This is a genomic window from Catonella massiliensis (assembly GCF_016651435.1).
Classification (GTDB): domain Bacteria; phylum Bacillota; class Clostridia; order Lachnospirales; family Lachnospiraceae; genus Catonella; species Catonella massiliensis.
This window is the reverse complement of sequence record NZ_JAEPRJ010000001.1, coordinates 1,202,596-1,222,599: the sequence shown is the minus strand read 5'-3', so window position 1 is coordinate 1,222,599 and position 20,004 is coordinate 1,202,596. Positions and strand designations below refer to the sequence as shown.

The following is a 20,004-nucleotide window of genomic DNA, read 5'->3' as shown; positions in this document are numbered from 1 at the left end:
GCTTATATGTTCTAAAAGTTTATTTGCGTTAAAAAAGTGGGTACCTTACGGCACCCACTTCATTTTTATAAGAATTACAACTTAAACTTCTGAATAACCTCATCAAGGTCTCTAGAGAGTTCCATAAGAGCCTGGCTCTCATCCTTAACCTCTTCAAAGGTAGCAGCCTGTTCCTGTGTAGAAGCTGAGATTTCTTCCGCTGAAGCAGAGTTCTCTTCTGAAAGAGCAGAAGCATTTTCCATAACTGTGTACAGCTTCTCCTGTGCCTCACTGAACTGCTTATTAGATGCTACGATTTCGTCCATAGCTGACTTAAGCTCAGTAATAGCATCAGATATACCGTCAAAGCGTACACTAACTTCATCTACATTATGTGACTGATTCTCAACAATTTCAGTAGATTCATTTATCTTCTCAACCGCATAAGCTGTTCTTGTTAAAAGTTCGCTTACTGACTGGTTGATATTCTCTGTAAACTTACTTGAGTTCTCAGCAAGCTTTCTGATTTCCTCAGCTACAACCGCAAAGCCCTTTCCTGCCTCACCTGCTCTTGCAGCCTCAATAGCCGCATTAAGCGCAAGAAGGTTGGTCTGCTCAGCGATAGAACGAATCATTTCACCGGCAACTTTAATCTCATCAACTGAGCTCTGTGTATTGTCAATAGCTTCCTTAATGTCATTAGATATTGCCTTGCTGTTCTCTGTAGACTTAAGAAGTCCCTCCATAGTAACAAGACCTTCATTCTTAAGATTCTCCGCATTGTTTGAAGCATCACCAAGTATCTTAAGGTTAGTGCTGTTTTGTTCAATGAGGTTACTGAGGTTCTGTACCTGAATTACACCAACCTGAGTATCCTCAGCCTGAGATGTAACACCCTGTGCAACTTCTTCAAGAGTCTTTGCAATCTCTTCTGATGAGTGGCTTACCTTCTCAGCTTTCTCTAAGAAGCTGTTGCAGGAAGCACTAAGCTCAGAAGAAGACTGCTTCATCTTCTCAACTATCTCGATGAATTTGTTCTTGAGGTCCTGAGTAGCTCTGTATATATCTCCAATCTCATCTCTTCTCTTAGAATAATCATTCTTAGGAGCAGCACTGAGATTATATGATGAAAGTTCATTTATATCAGCCTTAAGCGAATTGATAGGCTTAGCTATCCTTGAAGCTATGATAAATGAGAATACAACTCCTATTGCAATTATAACAAGACCAACTATAAGGAGTAATGTTGTAAGCTTTGTCACAGCATCAAATACTTCGCTCTGGTCAATAGAAACTATAACTGTGATTCCTCTTTCAGCAAAGTTATAAAATCCTGCAAGCTTTTTCTGTCCGAGGAAGGTATACTCGCCTATTCCTGATTCCTTAGTCATAATTTCATTCTGGAAGAATTCTGCTACTTCTTTATATTCAGGATCACTTGCCTTCTCTAAGATATTTATCTTATCCTTCACAAGCTCCTGATCGGTGTGTCCAATTAAGTTAGTATCCTCATCATATACAGCAAGGATACCTGTCTTCTCCCACTTAAATGTACCACAGATTTCATTCATAAACTTAGTAGGCTTAACTCCGGCAAATATACCATCGATTTCACCGTTCCTGTATAAGGGAGCAGCTACTATAACAATCTTTGAACCATCTATGTTATCGGTTCTAACCTTTGATATAGAGGTCTTGCCCTGGATAGCCTGTTTGAAGTAATCATTGGCTGAAACATCAAACTTATCAGCAGTTTCAGTAAGGTTCACGCACATACCTGCTTTGTCAGTATAAAAGAAGTTAGTAAATCCAAGATCCTCAGATCTCTTACTAAAGAAAGCAACCTTGTCTTTCCAAGATACCTTATCGTCGGTAAGCATAGTGTTTCTTGAAAGCTCGTCTACTGTTCTTTCAACAGACTTTAACTCTGCCTCCATACGCATTGCAGCCTGGTCAATGATAACTGACATATCGTCGTGTATCTGATTTGTGAAATACTTTTCGATTGTGCTCTGGTTAATAAGCCGCATAATCACATTTGAGAGGATCAGCATACCTACAATACACGCAGCAATCACTGTCTTAATTGATGTTTTTTTCATCTTTCCCTCCATTGAAAAATATTAATAGTATTTTATAACAGTGCACTATTAGAATGTGTGCCATCTAAACACTATTATATATATCGGACAAGATGAACTATAACTTAAGGGTAAATTTCACATTTTCTCGAACTTTTTTATGAATGGAAGTCAACTTCCACATCAATCTCAAACATCCTTTTCCAAGGATGAGTTAAACTGCTTATTTTAAGCTTCCCTCCTAAGGATGAAAGCTCTTTACTAATAAATTCATTCAATCTTTCTTTAACAATCCTGCTGATAACCCCTTCTTTTTCTTTTACATCAAAATAATTCATGCTATATTTATCAAGTTCTGATGTGACTTTAGTCCTAACTAACGAGCAATATCCTATATCCTCGATATATCTTTGTCCAAGGAAATCAAGATGCGCTTTGGTTATCTTATAATGATAGGCATCCACAGCCTCAGCTATGGCTGTGCCTATGGTATTGGCAGAGGTGTTCCAGCCTGCATAGCCATCTACCTTCATAAGCAGGTTATTGGCATTAAGAAGCCTTAGCACCTGCAAGTCTCCTCCATTAGCGTAGGCATTGTCAGCAATAGTCACAATCTTTCCCTCATCAAGCCTCTCCTTTATAAAATCAACCATCTCTGCGAGATTCCTTTCAGCATAATACTCCGGCTTGGTTGAGGGCTGATATGCAGCCTCCTCCATATTACCTGCCGGTGCAGTTACAACCAGGATGATGTCTGCCATCTCGTATGTGTCCGTCAGCTGACAGCCTGCTGAAAGAATGTGATATTTAAGTGTACCTGAGAGCATGTTTCCTTCATAAAGGGGAATTATGCTCTTTGCTGCGTCTGTTACATACTTGATATACACCTTAGGCTTTTTATTCTTAAGCACATTTATCATCCTTGATATAAGTGTAAGCTCCACCTCATCAGCACCCGGGTACATAAGTACCGTATCTTCAAGAGACTTCTCTGCTACAGCCTTTCTTATCTCTCCCTGGTCAATGGCCGCAAACCCAAATCTACAGGAATCATCTTGAGGAATAACCAGAGCATCGATGATTCTTTCGCTAATCAAATCAAGTGAAGCTAAATTGAGTGCCTTATTCACCTTTCTTCTTGATGTATAGTCATCTAAGTACTCCTTAGGTATCTTATCCGTAAGCTCACATACAGGTGTATCGCTCTCAAGCCCTAAACTGCTTTTATGAAGAGCTGCTCCCAAATCATGAATTTCTTTACCATAATTTTCATAGTAATCAGGCTCTTCATCGCTGCTTGAATAAGCCGGACACCTCATAATCACATTAAAAGCGTAGATAGTAAGCCTTGGATTAGCTTTTCTTATGTCCATTAAAACTCTAAGTCTTTCTTTAAGCTTAGCCTCACTCTCAAGATGAATCCTTGATGGAACAAGTCCTCCGTAAAGAAGCATATCAAGTGATATCACAAGACCGGTGGCATTCTTACATTCTTTAATTAAAAACTCGTCTATCTCTTCCAAATCAGCTGGAATTTTTTTATCTCCGAGCCTATTCGGGGTTACGATTTCAATATCATCATGAGAATATAGTTTCCCCGGAAAAAGGAAGTTACAAGGTCTCTCATCCAGTGGCAATAATACAATCTTAGTCATCATCCCATCATCCCTTTACTGTAATTCTTTATAAGCAGCTATGTAGGTCCTCTTTACTATAAACCCAAATTGTCCATAAAACTTAACGAGGATGGTCCAATCTATATTTACTCTTACTATGCCGTTAAGTTTTGCCTGAACAAGGGACTCGCGAAGCAGAAAATTCCCCACCTGTCTGCCTCTAAGTGCTTTAGCAATACCTATAGGACCAAGCCCTCCATATCCGGTCTTTTTTCCCTCATCATCCTTGTATGATGTCAATATGCAAAATCCAACAACTTTATTATCTCTTTTATCCCATAATAACACGATTTCAGATGGATCCTTATGTGCCTTTATTGCTGTGTCAACTTCATAAGCCCATCTTCCCGGAAATTCTGCATCTAAGAACTTCATAAGTTCATCATAATCATCATTATATGTTTTAACCTTAAATTCACCGATAAATACAGAATTATCAAAGCTCTCAATGTAGGTATTATCGGTAATTACAGCTTCCAAATCAAAGTGGCTGCCTTCATTTACAGCAAACCCAAGAGCGTTAAAGAAGCCCATATTCTCGTCATTTGGATTAGGTATTCCTGAGAAAAAGTTATGAAACTCCTGTCCCACACTTACTCTCTTGACTCCTACACTGTGAAGCGCCTCCAAGGCTTTGGAGACAAGAAGCCTGCCATATCCATTGCGCCTATAATCTCTTGCTACAGCAACTATGCTTATCCAGCCGGTATCAGGATAAAGTTCGCTGTGTGATATCTTAGTTCCGATAAATCCTATAGGCTTACCTGATATGGCTTCTCTTATTATAAGGCTTCCTTCATCAAACTTGTCAGCATCATCTATCAGTTTTTGCCTAAGACTTACCTTAGTTACATTATATTCAGCAGGAAATGATTCCCCCGAAATTGCGAGGATATCATCCAAATCATCCTTAGTAATTAACTTAATATCCGTATTTTCCATATCATCAACCCTTTACTGCTCCACTGACAGCCTCTATATAATTTTTCTGACAAAGCATAAACACGATAAGTACAGGTATAATAGATAAGATTGTACCTGCCGCTACATAACCAAACTTATAACTAAAAGAACCGTTTAAGTACTGCAAAGCAGTTGCAAGAGGGTACTTTGCAGGATCCTTGAATATGATAATAGGCCACAAAAAGGCATTCCAGTTACCTATGAAGTCAAATATGACTATGGTTGATATACTTGGTACTATGCCCGGAAGCATTACCTTTAGCCAGGTAATAAACTGCCCTGCACCATCTATCTTGGCTGCATCGATTAGTTCTTTGGGCACTCCAAGATAGGCCTGTCTAAGAAGTATGATACTAAAGGTCTTGACAGATGAAGGAAGGATTACTCCCAACGCATTGTCAAGAAGATGCATCCTTGAAATCGTGAGGTAGTTGATTATCATACCGGCAGCAGCAGGAATTATCATAGTTGCAACCAGGATAGCAAAGATAACATTTTTACCCTTAAAATTCATAGTTGCAAGAGGATAAGCACACATTGCAGAAAATACTACATCCATTGATATAGCCCCTGCGGTAATCACGATAGTGTTCCATACGTATTTATGAAGCTTCATAAATTCCATCACACCGGTATAGTTTGATATTGAAAAGCTATCCAGGTTGAACTTTAGGTCATATATATTGGCTCCTGTTCTAAGTGATGACAGCAAAAGCCAAAGAAATGGGCCTGCACATATCAGAGCAATTGTAATTAAGAGAATGTATGATATAGTATTTGAAACCAATACCTTGGTTCTAATTCTTTTCTTAGCATTACTCATTGTTTGTCATACCTCCTCTTCTTCCATATACAAATACTGCTATACTTACTATACCTGTAAGAACTGCCTGAACTGCTCCAACTGCGGCTGCATATCCGAATCGGAACTCTCCGAAGGCCTTAGTATATGAATAGTAGTTAATAACCATGGTTGCATTATCAGGCCCTCCCTTAGAAAGCACAAAAACTACATCAAATACACCTATAGCTGAAATGATGGAGTTAAGTGTACAAAACCAGATAAATGGCTTAAGCTGTGGGATGATGATACTTGTAATCACCTTTAGCGTGCCTGCACCATCTATTTTGGCTGCTTCACTAAGTTCTGATGGTATTCCCTGAAGTCCTGCAAGGTACATCATCATATAGTAACCAAGTCCCTGCCAGAGTGTAATAAACATAAGACAGAGCATGGCTGTTTTCTTGTCACTGATGAATCCAAGTGGCTGAGTAATCAGTCCCAAGTCGCTTAAAAGGGTATTAATTACTCCACTTGAATTAAATATAAAGCCCCAGATGATAGAAACCGCTACCATAGAGGTGATAACCGGTATATAAAAAAGGGTACGGAATATACCAATACCCGGCAATTTCATATTTGCTAAAAGAGATAATAGTATTGCAAGTATCTGAATAACCGGAACAACTGCAACAAATATAAGTGAGTTTTTGATAGCAATTATAAACTCTCTGTCACTAAAAGCCTTGATAAAGTTACCTAATCCAACAAATCTGGTCTTTCCAAGAACTGAGTAGTCAAAGAACATCAGTCCAAGACTAGCAAATATTGGAATAATTGTAAAAATGAAAATTATAATAAGTGCAGGAAGCATAAAGGCATAAGCGGCTGCTGTCTCCTTTAACTTTCTGTTTTTCCTAGCTTTACTGCCTTCCAACATAGTACCTCCAAAATAGTATGGGGTTGCTACCCAAGGTAACAGCCCCATTAAATTATTTATTGATTTTTTGAATCTGCTAAGATTATATTAACATCTTCTTCAGCCTGTCTAAGTGCACCTTCGATATCATCACCATTTACTATAGTAGCCTCATAAGCCTTGTTAATAGCTGCCTGAATGGTTCCCTGGTTAGCTACACCAAGTGAAAAGTCCTGAGAAGTAAGACTTGCTTTTGCAGACATAGCACTTGCCTGTCCTTCAAGTGTCTTGGTATCAGAAGTAAAGAAGCTGTCCTCACTTGCCTTCTTGGTTGAAGGGAAGATGGAAACTGTCTTACAGAAGGCAAGCTGATTTGCATCATCTGTAACGTAGCTAGCAAACTTGATAGCCTCTGCCTGATTCTTACTTGCAGTTGGTACTACAAGGTTCATAAGTGGGTTACGGCTAAGTCCGGTACTTCCTGTAAGTGGTGTACTTACAGCAATCTTCTTATAGATATCAGGTGCTTCATCCTTAATTCTGCTAAGTGAAGAACCTGATGAGCTAACAATTGCAAGCTTGCCTGATTCAAACAGCTTAAGAGCTTCGTCCCAAGAACCCCAATTTGTCTTTGGAAGTACACCTTTATCTGTATATGACTTATACTTTTTAAGTAAGTCTACAGCTTCTTGTGTATTAAATGCTGCCTTTGTCTTATCTGCGTTTAAGATTGGAATATTTTCTTCAATTAAAAGGTTGAAGAACTCATCCGGCAAGAAAAGATAAGCATTGGTATCTTTATGGAACTTCTCAGCACTCTCAAGAGCCTTGGCAAAGGTTGAAGGAGCCTTGATTCCACCCTTCTCTATAAGATCTTTGTTGTAGAACATAATATCAGGTGATGCATACCAAGGGAAAGCATAAACACCGTCTCCTACCTTAGCTGAATTCCAAAGGCTTTCGATATATATGCCCTTCTGTTCAGCTGTAGCGGCCTTGTTTAAGTCAACAAGGGCATCCTGGCCAACAAGAGTAAGTGCCATCTGAGTATTAAGGTTAACAACGTCAGGTGCTGTTCCACCTGCAACAGCTGTAACGAGCTTAGACTGAACATCCTCATAAGGTACATCAACCCAATTGATGGTTACATTTGGATTAGCAGTCTGGTAGTCCTTTATAAGCTTATTGAAGAAATCTTCAAAGTTAGCCTTAAGTGATATAGTCCAGAACTCCAAAACTACAGGGCTTGATGATGTGGCAGCGCTTCCTGAATTTGTGTTAGCAGTCTTTGAACCACAGCCCGCAAGTGTAGTAACAGCTATTGCGGCACAAGCTAACAAACTTAATAATCTTTTTTTCATTTTTTCCTCTTTTCCTCCTTAAAATGAATATCAGGTATTAACCTCTATATATGATAACACCTTTGTATAAAATATACAATAAAAATAGACAAATCAAATAAATAATCCAATTAACTTTTTCTATTACTAGTAATTATTCTCAATTGCCTTTATCAAGGTGTCCGAAACCCTCTTATTCACGTTAAGGCTTGGATGTCCGGCTGCGCCAATCCCTTCACTTAACTGCTGTTTATCAAGCTTTATAAAAAAGCAGTTATCATCTTTGTAGTCTTCCTTATAATTGTTTACCATAGCTTCAAGGTCAGGCAGCAGCTCATCCTCCATGACACCAAATGCAATAAATAGCATTGACTTAGGGTATAGTTTTCTAAGTTTTACTATAAATTTCGTATACTCTTCCTTAAATCTGTTTATTCTCCAAGCTTTGCCCTTTATGTAGCTGTTGTCATTAGTTCCAAGATTTACAAATATATAATCAGCCTCAGGGAAGATATCCTTCTCAAACGGGAAAATAACAGGCATAAGTCCGTCTTTATTCGGTTCATCTTTGTCGGGCTCTATCCATCTGGATATGATGCCGTTTCCGCTGCTTGCAAATACATAAGCCTCAGCATTTATACTCTTTGCAGTAAGAATGGCTGATGAACTTAGCACATTTTCCTCAAAGGTGGTAAAATCCCCTTCTCCATCTATGCCGTCCACTCCATAACCGGCAGTTATGGAATCACCTATGAACAATACACTTTTATTATAGCTTTCGGTCTTCTTAACACTATCCTCATCCTCAAAGCAAAGTTCGCTAAAATATATATTACCATATTGTTCTTCTGTAAGTTTAACTATTTCGATTTTATGAGCTTTTCCATCACCCTTAGTGGCTTTAACATTTTTTAATTCATGGGTTATCGCAATTTTCCTAACAGCCTCGAGGTCATCATCAATTACCACGCCAACATATGGGCAGCTATCCTTATCTGTCTCTTTTTCAGGTGTTATTGTAAGCCTCACACTTCCCTTACAGTAGAATGAGAGCCCCGTATACGAGTCTTTAAGCAGCAATCTGCCACCCTTTTCAAATGTTCTGCCAAGCAGCTTTACTCTGTCACTAAACATATGAGTTTCTCCTTAATAATAAAAATTAAATACCATCCCTAATCCTAAGAATAATATCATAACACTTCTTAAGACAATTACAAGTATATCTTCAGACTTTGATACTCTCTCAATAAGCAAACTTATAACAGAATATACAGCAAATAACACAGCTGTTATTATAAATATCTTTGTTTTAAACCCACACAATATAAAAGGCAGCATTACACCCATACTTTTGATACAGGATGCTGAAAAGTCCACAATGATTACCTTTGTTTCACTGGTACCTGAAAGTTCTAATCTGTCTAAAAGTCCACCTATTCTCATTTTATTTAGCTTTAATGCTGCTCCTATACTTATGCTAATACTAAGTGTAAGTAAGAAGAATAAAGCTATATAAGATGTGAAATCCACCTCAGTGGCAAGATTATCTGCGAGCTTGCCATCATTAACTTTTATTAATAAAATCTCGTTATTAAGCTTTGTCTTTTCAAGGTCTTTCGCATAGCTTTCAAAGCTTAGGCTTTCTACTGAATTTATCCTATCGTACAGATTTAGATAAATATAATCGCTTATAAGTTTGGTTACTATTCTGTCGTTTAACAGACTTATTCCCTGCTTTAAGCTGTTTTTACTAACCACAATGAGTCCATCAAATCTACCTTTAGTAAAGTTATCCTCATATCCTTTTTTTATTGTATATTTTACATCCTCATCTTCCCTTGTAAGGGTTACTCCACTTAGCCCGCTGATTATAGCTACTGCCTTCTTAGACAGTTTCGTGTTATCTTCGTCAACTATAGAGACCTTAAAGGATACACGTGATTCCATGCTTTTACTAAATACACCTAAAGCAAGTGCAAAAGTAAAAGAAAATTCGATAATAAGAAGCAAGCTCCATCTAAGTATTTCACTTTTTAATCTAATTCCGATATACACTTAACCACCTATTCCTATCACCTTAGCTAATTTTATAAAAATCAAAAGAAATACAATGTCAGTAATCAATATCAGGCTAATAACCGTAGCATATATTTCCTGTTCGTTTATACCTGAAAGAATGAGTCTTTGTCTCATATTTTTTCGCATAATATCGCTATTTACAAGAATAGTTATGCTTATTCCAAGTAAGATTACCGCTACAATTACTTTATATCCTGCCTCCATGTCCTTCGCACCTAGACCAAATACCTTGTCTTCTCCGCTGAAAATGCTGCTTCTTGCAAGTGTAAGCTTCACATAAGATGATTGAAGTTCATTAAACTTATCTATCCTTTCACTCTCAGTCATTCCTTTTTTATAAAGCACATCCATATAGGCAAGACCTGCATTTTGCGATACATTGATTATATCCGTAAATCCTTTAATATAACTGATTACAAGCTTAGTAAAGTCGTTGTTCTCATTCTTTGTATAGATATCAAGTTCCGCCTTTTTCCCCTCATACAAGGTATCAATAGTTCCTTTTTTGATATATACCATAAGAAGGGCATCTCCTTTGTCAATAAGCTTCTTTCCCTTCTCATAATCCGTCCTTTGAAAGTTAACAATCTCAGCCACCTTATTATTTAGCACTGAGCTTATTGTGAGGTTAGCTATTACCGAGTTCTCTTCATTCGCTATCAAAACCGTAGGTTTAGCCATATCTGATTTTTTCCACCAGATTATAAATAAAGAAAGCAAAACCATCATTAATAATAAAAGGAAAAGCGACGACTTGATTTTAATTAAAGTGAGCTTTACTTGAATTATACATAACTTGGCTATATTATTAATCTTCATAATGAAGCTCCATCTTTCCGTCAACCAGTCTTCCGCTTATATTGCATACTTCTCTTAAGAAGTCTTCCTGATGTGAAGTAATTATCATAATTTTATCTTTTTTTATAGAGTTTATCAACTTGACTACCTTTTCTACTGTACTTTCATCCATTCCTACAATGACTTCATCAAGCAGTATTAAACTAGGATTATTAGCTAGCCCGATAAGGAAATTAACAAGCCTCTTCTGTCCTCCTGATAGCTTGCAGGTCTTTTTCTTAAACAACTCCGATAAGCCTAACTGTGCAGCAAAGCCTTCAAGCATGTGCATATTTTCCTTAGCATTTTTACCATTGCAAAAGGTCTTAAGATTATCTCTAACATTCAGGTTCTCAAATAATATGATATCCTGCGGTACATAGCCTATCGTTACACCGTTCTCTATAATTACCTTACCTTGATAGTCCTTGTCAAGACCTGCGATTATCCTTAGAAGGGTTGTCTTGCCGCTTCCGTTACTCCCCCTCAAAGCAAGCACGTCTCCCTCTTTAAGCCGAACATCAAGTTCATTTAGAATTACATCTTTTCCTATTGTTTTAGATAAACCCTCTATCTTAAACTCCATCTTTTCTCCAATCAATACTAAGATTAAAGCACCTTACAAATTGCAAAGTGCTTTAACCAAAACTAATAGCAAAATCTTAAGGCAAGCCTTTTTAGATTATTTATTCTTTAATCCGTATAAATTAGTTACCGGATACCCCTGATAATGCTGAAATCTGCTTAAAATTATTTTCAATCGTTGTAGCATCTTCCGCCGCAAGAGTTTCTTTAGCAGTTTTAATGATATCTTCCTGCATGTTCTTAAAGGCATCGCCTGTTAATATTTCATTAGCCTTGCCCATTACTGTTCCCATAAGGCTGTATCCGTTAAGAACAGTTGTAAGGTCATCAGAATTTGATGCATCAGCAAAGGTATAGCCGTCTTCACTGTATTTATCAATTGTAGTATTAAACTTAACAGTTAGTCCCTTAACATTAGTTTCACCATCTATCTTAGCAATCTTATCACCACTAAAAGTAAATGTATACTTTACAGGCATATCACCTGTTGCTGCTATAGCCTGTTTGAACTCATCTCCTGAATAGGTCTTAGCAAGCTCGGTAAGGATGCTTTCCCAGTTATCATTTAACTGTTTCTTTCCTTCTTCTGCCTGCTTCTTAAAGTCTTCCTCTGAAAGTCCCATTAGTTTGTAATCACCGTTTTTAACAGCAACTGCAATTAACTTATCAAGCTTATTTAATACAGAAGTCTTTAATGTTTCGTCCTTAGCGCCTTCGTTAAGTAAGTCTTCAAACATCTTTAAAGAATCTTCATAGTTCATGCTAAGCACAACCTTATCTAATCCTTCTGACTTAAGGTTATCCTTAAGTTTTTCCTTTAAGATTTCTGCATACTTTGACTTAGTAAAATTCTTAGTAAAGTCATCCTGCTCGTAGAGTACATCAAGATAATCCTTAAGCTTGATGCCGGATATATCAAGACCTGTAGAACTTTTAACAGTATCTGCTAAGTTAGAGTAAAGCGGTTTGGTAAGCAGAGACTTAGAATATACTGAAACCTCCCAAGGTCTTACTGTAACTCCACCGTCTACAAGTTCTTTACTGTCGTAAAGAACGGACATATTAGCACCGAAATTAACAGGATCTTTATCTGTATTAGTTATAGCAGAAAACTTTACACTAAGCTTAGGAAGTACCTTAGATGCAAAATCCATAAGCTGATCGGTGTTTGACTTAAAAGCACCGGCAGGAATCTGTGCAAATAGCTTCTTTGCTTCAGCATTATCCTTATCGATAGAAAATGTCATTTCTGAAGAATAGCCCATTTCCCTCTGGCTATAGGTGTTAATATAGCCTGTTATGAGCTTAGTAAGTGGATCTGACATAAACATGTTCTTTGCAAACATCACTCCACCGGCAGCAAGTGCAACAACGAGTACTATAATGATAACCAAAGCACTCTTTGCAATTCCCCTGTTATCTTTCTTTAAGTTCATTCTGTTCCTCCTTTAATAAAACAAATTTATATTTTGCAGTACAAGTTTAACATGTTTTCCATACAATTTCAATCCAGCAAAAAGTCACTAAGTACATAATTACTGATATCAAGCCCCCTGTCAGATAGCTTTAAAAAATCTCCATTATCTATTAAAAGTTCGTTATTTATGTGCTTTTTTACAACATCTCCAAAAATCTCGTCTACAGTAAATGTGAATATTTTAGTGAACACTTGTTTACTTATTCCATCTATTAGCCTAAGCCCCAGAAACATAAATTCAGACATTTCATCTCTAAGACTAAGCTTAGTAATATTACGCCTTACATCGCTAATGCCTGCATTTTTAATATATTCTTTGAGATTTCCCACATTGTCATACCTTTCATTTTCAAAAAGAGATGATGCACCTACTCCAAACCCCAGATAAGGCACTCTTTCCCAGTATGAAGTATTATGCCTTGAATGGTAGCCTTTTTTCGCATAATTTGAAATCTCATATCTTTTATATCCCGCCTCTGCTAGTCTAAATGATGTCAATTCATACATAGCCCTGTCTTCATCTTCTGAGGGTAAATCCATTACCAAGGGAGCATTTTCTGCATATTTTTGATAAAAGTTGGTACCTTCTTCTATAATCAGGCTATAGCTTGAAATATGCTCGGGATTAAGCTTTATTAGTTCATCCAAAGACCTTTCATAGGTGGATATTTTTTGGTTAGGTATAGCACTCATAAGGTCAATATTTACATTAGTAAAGCCTGATTTTCTAACCATAGCATAGCTATCAAGGAAGTCCTCATAGGTGTGAATTCTACCAAGAAGCCTTAGTTCATCATCATTAGTTGATTGAAGTCCCAGGCTTATCCTGTTAATCCCTGCCTCTTTATATACTAAGAGCTTCTCTATATCTACAGTTCTAGGGTTGCACTCTATGGTTATCTCAGGGAAAAAGTCATCCTCATAAAGCTTGAAGTGCGACCTTATTTCATCTAATATTTCTTTAATATAATAAGCCTTAATTATAGACGGGGTACCTCCCCCAAAATAAATCGTATAGACTCTGTATTCGTCATTTACATTCTTGGAAACTTCTCTTATTTCCCTCTTAAGTGCCTCTATATAGGCTTTCTTTTCATCTTCACCGCAGGCTAAGGAATAAAAATCACAGTAGTTACACTTCTTTGCACAAAAGGGTATATGTACGTATAATCCAAGTCTTTTCAAAGCTCCTCCTATCACATCAAAAGAAACTGTCTAATCTACTTAATCTCTAAGTTAACATTCTATATCTGTCTCTTAAATTTCTTCTCCACATCTGACTTAGACATGAATATCATAGTAGGTCTTCCATGCGGGCAGTTGTAAGGATTGTCAAGACACATAAGCTCTTCAATTAAAGCCTTTGCTTCTAAAAGAGATATATTCATATTCCCCTTTATTGCTGCCTTACAAGCCATGGTCGCAAGCTTTACGAGTACAGTATCAGGGGTGGTCTTCTTTCCTTCAAGTGAATACTGGTCAATTATATCAAAAAGGAGGTCTTTTTCACTAATTCCAAAAAGCTCGGTAGGAACAGCTTTAATAACATACTCGTTCCCGCCAAAAGGCTCTATCTCAAAGCCCAGTTTGTGAAGATATTCATCTATTTCTTCAACAATCTGACTCTGGCTGCCCGATAAAGTAACCACAACAGGTGGCAGTAAGTTCTGAGATGTCACTTTGTTTTCAGAGATTTCTTTAACAAATCTCTCGTACATTACCTTTTCGTGGGCTGCATGCTGGTCTATCATATACACACTGTCGTCATATTCAATTATCCAATATGTTCCAAATATCTGTCCTATAATTTTGATATCAGGAAGAGCCTTCTTAGCAAGTATTCCTCCCTTAAACTCTTCTTTAGATGACTTGTTTGTATCGCAATGTAACTCGTCTTTATCATAAAAAACTTGTTCTACACCTGTAGCATTCATCATTCCGTCATCAGCTTGAAAGCTGTTTTCAGACATATTTTTATAAGTATCACCATCTTCTTTAACTGTATTAAAATCTTTATTATAAGAGGTTTTATCCGTTTGTTCTACAGTTGTAGGATATTCTCTATTATCTTCAGTTTCAACCGAATTTTCTCTGCTTACATCTCCTGCTAAATTTCCACAGGTATTTTTTATACCACCTTCTGATTTATCAATACTTTCAATTTCCAGCAAATCTAATTTATTCTTATCAGATGTAGTATCATTATCAAAAGGTGCATACATCTCTGACTTGACAAGAGGAGATTTCTCATCCCTCTTAACCTTATCTGCTACAAAGCTTTCCTGCTTAAATACAGGCTTTAGCTCCTTTTTCCACTCTCCCTGCCTGCTTTTTTCAAAAGGCTCAGGCATAGGGATGTCAGGTATGATGTAACCTCCTGACTTCTCTGTTTTTTCAGCCTTATGTGAAGAATTAAAATCTCTTATCAGGGGCTTCTTGTCATGTACCTGCTTTACTCCCATGTCAGGAAGTAAATCTTTTTTCCTAAGTGCATTATCAACCTCATGGAAAATTAATCTATATATGCTTTCAGTATCACTAAATCTAACCTCAAGCTTTGCGGGGTGTACATTTACATCCACCAGTGAATTATCCACACTTATAAGCAGGCAGGTAAAAGGAAATCTATGCTGCATAAGAAAGGACTTATAGGCATCCTCTATAGCCCTTGTTATTACCTTATTTTTGATAAATCTTCCGTTTATAAAATAATTCTCATACTCCTTATTTCCTCTTGTAAGAGAGGGCTTTCCGATATAGCCCCTGACAGAAAGACCGTTTACGAGTTCTCCGTCTGCATCAGGATTGTTTACAGGGATAATATTGGCAGTTGTTTCCTTTCCATAGATGTAGAATAACACATCCTTAAGGCTCCCATTCCCCATGGTCTGAAGCTTAACCTGTCCGTTTAAGATGAACTTAAAAGCTATTTCAGGGTGGCTAACAGCCATGTGTTCCATAACCTCGCCCACATATCTTCCCTCTGTCGCAGGAGTCTTTAGGAACTTTTTTCTTGCAGGGGTATTGTAAAATAAATTCCTTACTACAAATGTAGTCCCCTCAGGAGTTCCTATTGGCTCATTTGCTTCCTCTTTTCCTCCGTTAATCACATATCTGATTCCACTTATTTCATCAGCGGTTTTGGTAAGCACCTCTACCTCACTTACTGCGGCTATACTGGCAAGAGCCTCTCCTCTAAATCCAAGGCTTGATACTAAGGTTAGGTCATCAGCTGTTTTTATCTTACTTGTTGCATGTGGAAGAAAGGCAGTCTTAATATCATCACTGCCTATACCTTTTCCGTTGTCTGTAACCCTGATTAGGGAAGTTCCTCCGTCTTTAATTTCAACAGTTACCGAATTTGCATCTGCATCTATTGCATTCTCAACAAGTTCTTTAACTACTGCCGCAGGACCTTCTATTACCTCGCCCGCAGCTATTTTATTGATTGTATCCTTATCAAGGACATTAATAATTGACAAGACCTCACCTCGTTTCTACTACAACCCTCTGCTTTTTACTTTCTTTTGCATAGCATAGAGCTTATTAAGTGCATCTATAGGAGAAAGCTCTTCAAGCTTCATCTCCATTAGCTCAGCCAGAACATCCTCATTCTTTGATGAACCGAAAAATGAGAGCTGATTTTCATCTGTTTTATTTGGTTTAATAAGCCTCTTTTCTTCATTTTTATCAGGCATTCCTCCTGTTTCCGAAAGAAACTCTATTACATTTTTATTTTCTACATATTCTTTTGCACCTGACGGGCTGTCTCCTGCACCCTTTACTTCAAGCCTTTTAGCCTTTTCAAGGATATCATTGCTGTCAAGCTCTACTGCAAGCTCTTTAGCCCTTTCAATTACACTATCGGGTACCCCTGCCAGCCTTGCTACCTGAATACCGTAGCTCTTGTCAGCACCACCCTTAACTATCTTTCTTAGAAAGACTATGTTGTCTCCGTCTTCTCTTACCGCTATACAGTAATTATTGACATTAGGGAGCTTTCCTTCAAGCTCAGTAAGCTCGTGGTAGTGGGTAGCAAACAAGGTTTTTGCTCCAAGGAGTCTGGGGTTACTGATGTATTCAACCACAGCCCAGGCTATTGACAGTCCATCAAAGGTACTGGTTCCCCTTCCTATTTCATCTAAGATAAGCAGGCTGTCCTTTGTAGCATTTCTAAGGATATTGGCTACCTCAGTCATTTCCACCATAAAGGTAGACTGACCGCTTGCAAGGTCATCAGAGGCACCTACCCTTGTAAATATTCTGTCGCAGATACCTATGTTAGCAAAAGAAGCCGGTACAAAGCTTCCTATCTGAGCCATAAGCACTATGATAGCAGTCTGTCTCATATAGGTTGACTTACCCGCCATATTGGGACCTGTAATTATAGAGATTCTGTCATTTTTATTGTCTAAATAAGTATCATTGACAATGAAACCGTCTCCTCCCATCATTTTCTCAACTACAGGATGTCTTCCGTCTTTTATATCCACAATCCCCTCTTCATTTATCTGTGGCCTTGTGAAATTCTCACTTTCAGCAACAACAGAAAGGGAAATAAAAGCATCAATACCTGCTATAGCCTTAGCAGTCTTACTTATCCTTATTATTTCATCTGCTATCTCATCACGAAGCCCTGAAAATAGCTCATACTCGAGGGTTACAAGTCTCTCCTGCGCACCGAGTATCATATTTTCAAACTCTTTAAGTCTAGGAGTTATATATCTCTCTGCATTGGTAAGTGTCTGTTTCCTAGTCCAGTCATCAGGCACCAAGTCCTTGTAGGAGTTTGTTACTTCGATATAATAACCGAATACCTTGTTGTATTTGATTTTAAGGTTTTTAATTCCGGTTCTTTCTTTTTCTTCATTTTCAAGCTCTGATACCAAGGTTTTACCCTCTGTACTAGCTCTTCTTAGTCTATCTATCTCCTCATTATAGCCCTCTTTTATTATCCTACCTTCTCTGACAGAAAGTGGTGCTTCAGGAAATATAGCCCTGTCTATCTTTTCATAGATGTCAGATAGAGTATCAAACATCTCATTATAATCACATAAAAGCTTGGAGCTAAACTCCGGCAATAGACTTTTAATTGCTGGAAGAAATTCAATAGAATTCATAAATGCCAGTAAATCCCTTGGATTTGCACTCTTGTAGCAGATTTTTGCAAGCAGTCTTTCTATATCATACACCGGATTAAGATACTCTCTTATTTCTTCCCTAGTTATGATATTTTTGTTAAAATCCTCGATAGCATCAAGCCTAGCCTCTATTTCAGCCTTATTAACAAGGGGCTGTTCTAAGAAGCTTCTAAGTAGTCTTGCCCCCATTGCTGTCTTGGTTTTATCAAGCACCCAAAGAAGAGAGCCCCTTTTATTCTTATCTCTAAGAGTTTCTGTGAGTTCAAGATTTCTTCTGGTTGAGCCATCAAGCATCATATAAGCACTACTAAAATACGGCTTAATCGCAATTATATGAGTTAAGTCATTCTTCTGTGTTTCATACAGATAGGCAAGTACCATACCTGCAGAACATATAGCATTGTCCATTCCACTAAGTCCGAGCCCGTCAAGCACTTCTACCTTAAAATGCTTCTTTATCATCCTAACAGCAGCAGCATATTCATAATACCGTCTTTCCAGCTTAGTTATGGTTAAATTCTGTTTCTCAATGAACTCATCAGTAAGAATGCCTGATATAATAAGATTCTCATTACAAACAATTTCTGCAGGTTCAAACTTCGTTATCTCATCAAGCAGTGACTTAGAGGAAACTAACTCAGTTACAAGGAATTCTCCTGTAGATACATCTACAAGAGCTATGCCATAGTCCTCATTTACAGCCATTATTCCCATAAGGAAGTTATTCTTTGTCTCTTCAAGTGCTGAAGTATCGAGATTGGTTCCCGGAGTAACTATCCTTATGACCTCTCTTTTTACCAGTCCTTTAGCAAGCTTTGGATCTTCAGTCTGTTCACATATAGCTACCTTATAGCCTGACTGGACTAAAGTATTTAAATATCTGTCTACAGAATGAAAAGGTACTCCACACATAGGAGGACTGTTTTCATTGCTGCCCGATCTCTTTGTAAGCGTTATTTCAAGTACCTTTGATGCTGTAAGTGCATCATCATAAAACATCTCATAAAAATCGCCCATTCTGTAAAAAAGAATACAGTCACTGTATTCTTTTTTAATGTCATAATATTGGCGCATCATGGGCGTGAGGTTGTCTACATCTATCTCCATCTTTTGCCTTTCTTTATTCATCCCAGTCAAAGCCTGAGTGTTCATCCTTCTTATCTCTTAAAAGCAGTTCATTAAGAGCATCCTCTGCTTTTTTATTTTCAAATAATACCTTATTCATCTGCTCTACTATAGGCATGTCTATATTGTTGGCTTTAGCAAGTTTGCTTGCTGCCTTTGCAGAATATACTCCCTCAACTACCTGTCCAACCTCTGCCATCGCTTCATCCATAGTCTTTCCCTTACCCATAAGGTAGCCTGCATTGTGGTTACGGCTATGGGTAGAGCAACAGGTAACTATAAGGTCACCAATACCTGAAAGCCCTGCAAAGGTTTCAAGTCTTCCTCCAAGCTTCATCCCTAGTCTGCCTATCTCTGAGATTCCTCTTGTTATAAGAGCAGCCTTTGCATTGTCTCCAAGCCCCAGACCATCTATTACACCTGCCGCGAGCGCTATAACATTCTTAAGTGAACCTCCAAGCTCAATACCAATAATATCAGGGCTTGTATATACTCTGAATCTGTCAGACATAAAGGCATCCTGTATCATGCAGGCTATTTCTCTTGATTTTGCACCTACTACAGCTGTAGTAGGCATTCCCACAGATACCTCTTCAGCATGGCTTGGACCGGAAAGTACGGTAACTGTACCCTTATCACCATTCTCTGCTTCAAATTCACTCTCAATGATTTCAGTAAGCGTCATAAGAGTATCTTCCTCTATACCCTTAGCCACATTAACAACAGGTATTTTCCGGTCAATGTAAGGGGCTGCCTTCCTTGCTGTCATTCTAACATAAGGTGAGGCAACAGCAAATACAATAAGGTCTTTATCCTTACAGGCTTCTTTTATGTCATTTGTTATTTTTATGTTGTCAGCAAGTTTAATTCCTTTAAGATTCTTAACTATTCTTGTAGCACTTAATTCCTTATATTCCTTCTCAACTGCTGTCCAAAGTGTAAGTTCATGCCCATTGTTATTAAGTAAAATAGTTAAGGCACTGCCCCAGGTACCTGCTCCCAATACTGCTATTCTCATCCC

At 37.8% G+C, this 20,004-nt stretch carries 15 protein-coding genes; all 15 read right to left on the bottom strand.

Translation table 11 applies throughout. The features are described from left to right. Positions 1 to 74 precede the first annotated feature (74 nt). Positions 75 to 2,081: a methyl-accepting chemotaxis protein gene (locus JJN12_RS05460; RefSeq protein WP_208428733.1), complete on the bottom strand. Its 2,007-nt coding sequence runs from the start codon at positions 2,079 to 2,081 to the stop codon at positions 75 to 77. 137 nt (positions 2,082 to 2,218) lie between these two features. Beyond that, positions 2,219 to 3,718, bottom strand: a complete 1,500-nt coding sequence (locus JJN12_RS05455) for a DUF4127 family protein (protein ID WP_208428732.1) — start codon at positions 3,716 to 3,718, stop codon at positions 2,219 to 2,221. 12 nt (positions 3,719 to 3,730) lie between these two features. Further along, positions 3,731 to 4,678, bottom strand: coding sequence for a GNAT family N-acetyltransferase (locus JJN12_RS05450; RefSeq protein ID WP_208428731.1), 948 nt, complete (start codon positions 4,676 to 4,678; stop codon positions 3,731 to 3,733). 4 nt (positions 4,679 to 4,682) lie between these two features. After that, positions 4,683 to 5,522, bottom strand: a complete 840-nt coding sequence (locus JJN12_RS05445; protein WP_208428730.1) for a carbohydrate ABC transporter permease — start codon at positions 5,520 to 5,522, stop codon at positions 4,683 to 4,685. Further along, a complete protein-coding gene (locus JJN12_RS05440) occupies positions 5,515 to 6,420 on the bottom strand; it encodes a carbohydrate ABC transporter permease (RefSeq protein WP_208428729.1) in 906 nt (301 codons plus the stop codon). The genes JJN12_RS05445 and JJN12_RS05440 overlap by 8 nt, the downstream gene beginning before the upstream one ends. Positions 6,421 to 6,476: 56 nt before the next feature. After that, on the bottom strand, positions 6,477 to 7,760 hold the full coding sequence (locus tag JJN12_RS05435) for an ABC transporter substrate-binding protein (protein ID WP_208428728.1): 1,284 nt from the start codon (positions 7,758 to 7,760) through the stop codon (positions 6,477 to 6,479). A gap of 126 nt (positions 7,761 to 7,886) precedes the next feature. Continuing rightward, complete coding sequence (locus JJN12_RS05430; protein WP_208428727.1) at positions 7,887 to 8,873, bottom strand: SGNH/GDSL hydrolase family protein; 987 nt, start codon at positions 8,871 to 8,873, stop codon at positions 7,887 to 7,889. Between the two features lie 12 nt (positions 8,874 to 8,885). Further along, complete coding sequence (locus tag JJN12_RS05425) at positions 8,886 to 9,794, bottom strand: ABC transporter permease (RefSeq protein WP_208428726.1); 909 nt, start codon at positions 9,792 to 9,794, stop codon at positions 8,886 to 8,888. Next, complete coding sequence (locus JJN12_RS05420; protein ID WP_208428725.1) at positions 9,795 to 10,637, bottom strand: ABC transporter permease; 843 nt, start codon at positions 10,635 to 10,637, stop codon at positions 9,795 to 9,797. Then, positions 10,627 to 11,241 carry an ABC transporter ATP-binding protein gene (locus JJN12_RS05415; RefSeq protein WP_208428724.1) on the bottom strand — a complete coding sequence of 205 codons (615 nt, stop codon included), beginning with the start codon at positions 11,239 to 11,241 and terminating at the stop codon, positions 10,627 to 10,629. The genes JJN12_RS05420 and JJN12_RS05415 overlap by 11 nt, the downstream gene beginning before the upstream one ends. A gap of 121 nt (positions 11,242 to 11,362) precedes the next feature. Further along, positions 11,363 to 12,676, bottom strand: coding sequence for a hypothetical protein (locus JJN12_RS05410; RefSeq protein WP_208428723.1), 1,314 nt, complete (start codon positions 12,674 to 12,676; stop codon positions 11,363 to 11,365). Positions 12,677 to 12,744: 68 nt separating this feature from the next. After that, positions 12,745 to 13,902: a radical SAM family heme chaperone HemW gene (gene hemW, locus JJN12_RS05405; protein ID WP_208428722.1), complete on the bottom strand. Its 1,158-nt coding sequence runs from the start codon at positions 13,900 to 13,902 to the stop codon at positions 12,745 to 12,747. A 59-nt stretch (positions 13,903 to 13,961) separates the two neighbouring features. Continuing rightward, the gene (gene mutL, locus JJN12_RS05400; protein ID WP_208428721.1) at positions 13,962 to 16,199 is read right to left on the bottom strand and encodes a DNA mismatch repair endonuclease MutL; all 2,238 of its coding nucleotides are present in this window, start codon (positions 16,197 to 16,199) and stop codon (positions 13,962 to 13,964) included. 18 nt (positions 16,200 to 16,217) lie between these two features. Further along, entirely contained in the window at positions 16,218 to 19,010 is a 2,793-nt protein-coding gene (gene mutS / locus JJN12_RS05395) for a DNA mismatch repair protein MutS (protein WP_331466910.1), read from the bottom strand. Beyond that, on the bottom strand, positions 18,979 to 20,001 hold the full coding sequence (locus tag JJN12_RS05390) for an NAD(P)H-dependent glycerol-3-phosphate dehydrogenase (RefSeq protein WP_208428720.1): 1,023 nt from the start codon (positions 19,999 to 20,001) through the stop codon (positions 18,979 to 18,981). Before JJN12_RS05390 ends, mutS begins: the two co-directional genes overlap by 32 nt. Positions 20,002 to 20,004 lie beyond the last annotated feature (3 nt).

Bases quoted from the DNA above. Each gene is read 5' to 3' on its own strand.
- JJN12_RS05435 (WP_208428728.1), bottom strand. From the start codon at position 7,760: ATGAAAAAAAGATTATTAAGTTTGTTAGCTTGTGCCGCAATAGCTGTT.
- mutS (WP_331466910.1), bottom strand. From the start codon at position 19,010: ATGAACACTCAGGCTTTGACTGGGATGAATAAAGAAAGGCAAAAGATG.
- JJN12_RS05450 (WP_208428731.1), bottom strand. From the start codon at position 4,678: ATGGAAAATACGGATATTAAGTTAATTACTAAGGATGATTTGGATGAT.
- JJN12_RS05420 (WP_208428725.1), bottom strand. From the start codon at position 10,637: ATGAAGATTAATAATATAGCCAAGTTATGTATAATTCAAGTAAAGCTC.
- JJN12_RS05415 (WP_208428724.1), bottom strand. From the start codon at position 11,241: ATGGAGTTTAAGATAGAGGGTTTATCTAAAACAATAGGAAAAGATGTA.
- JJN12_RS05460 (WP_208428733.1), bottom strand. From the start codon at position 2,081: ATGAAAAAAACATCAATTAAGACAGTGATTGCTGCGTGTATTGTAGGT.
- JJN12_RS05410 (WP_208428723.1), bottom strand. From the start codon at position 12,676: ATGAACTTAAAGAAAGATAACAGGGGAATTGCAAAGAGTGCTTTGGTT.
- JJN12_RS05445 (WP_208428730.1), bottom strand. From the start codon at position 5,522: ATGAGTAATGCTAAGAAAAGAATTAGAACCAAGGTATTGGTTTCAAAT.
- JJN12_RS05430 (WP_208428727.1), bottom strand. From the start codon at position 8,873: ATGTTTAGTGACAGAGTAAAGCTGCTTGGCAGAACATTTGAAAAGGGT.
- JJN12_RS05455 (WP_208428732.1), bottom strand. From the start codon at position 3,718: ATGATGACTAAGATTGTATTATTGCCACTGGATGAGAGACCTTGTAAC.
- JJN12_RS05440 (WP_208428729.1), bottom strand. From the start codon at position 6,420: ATGTTGGAAGGCAGTAAAGCTAGGAAAAACAGAAAGTTAAAGGAGACA.
- JJN12_RS05390 (WP_208428720.1), bottom strand. From the start codon at position 20,001: ATGAGAATAGCAGTATTGGGAGCAGGTACCTGGGGCAGTGCCTTAACT.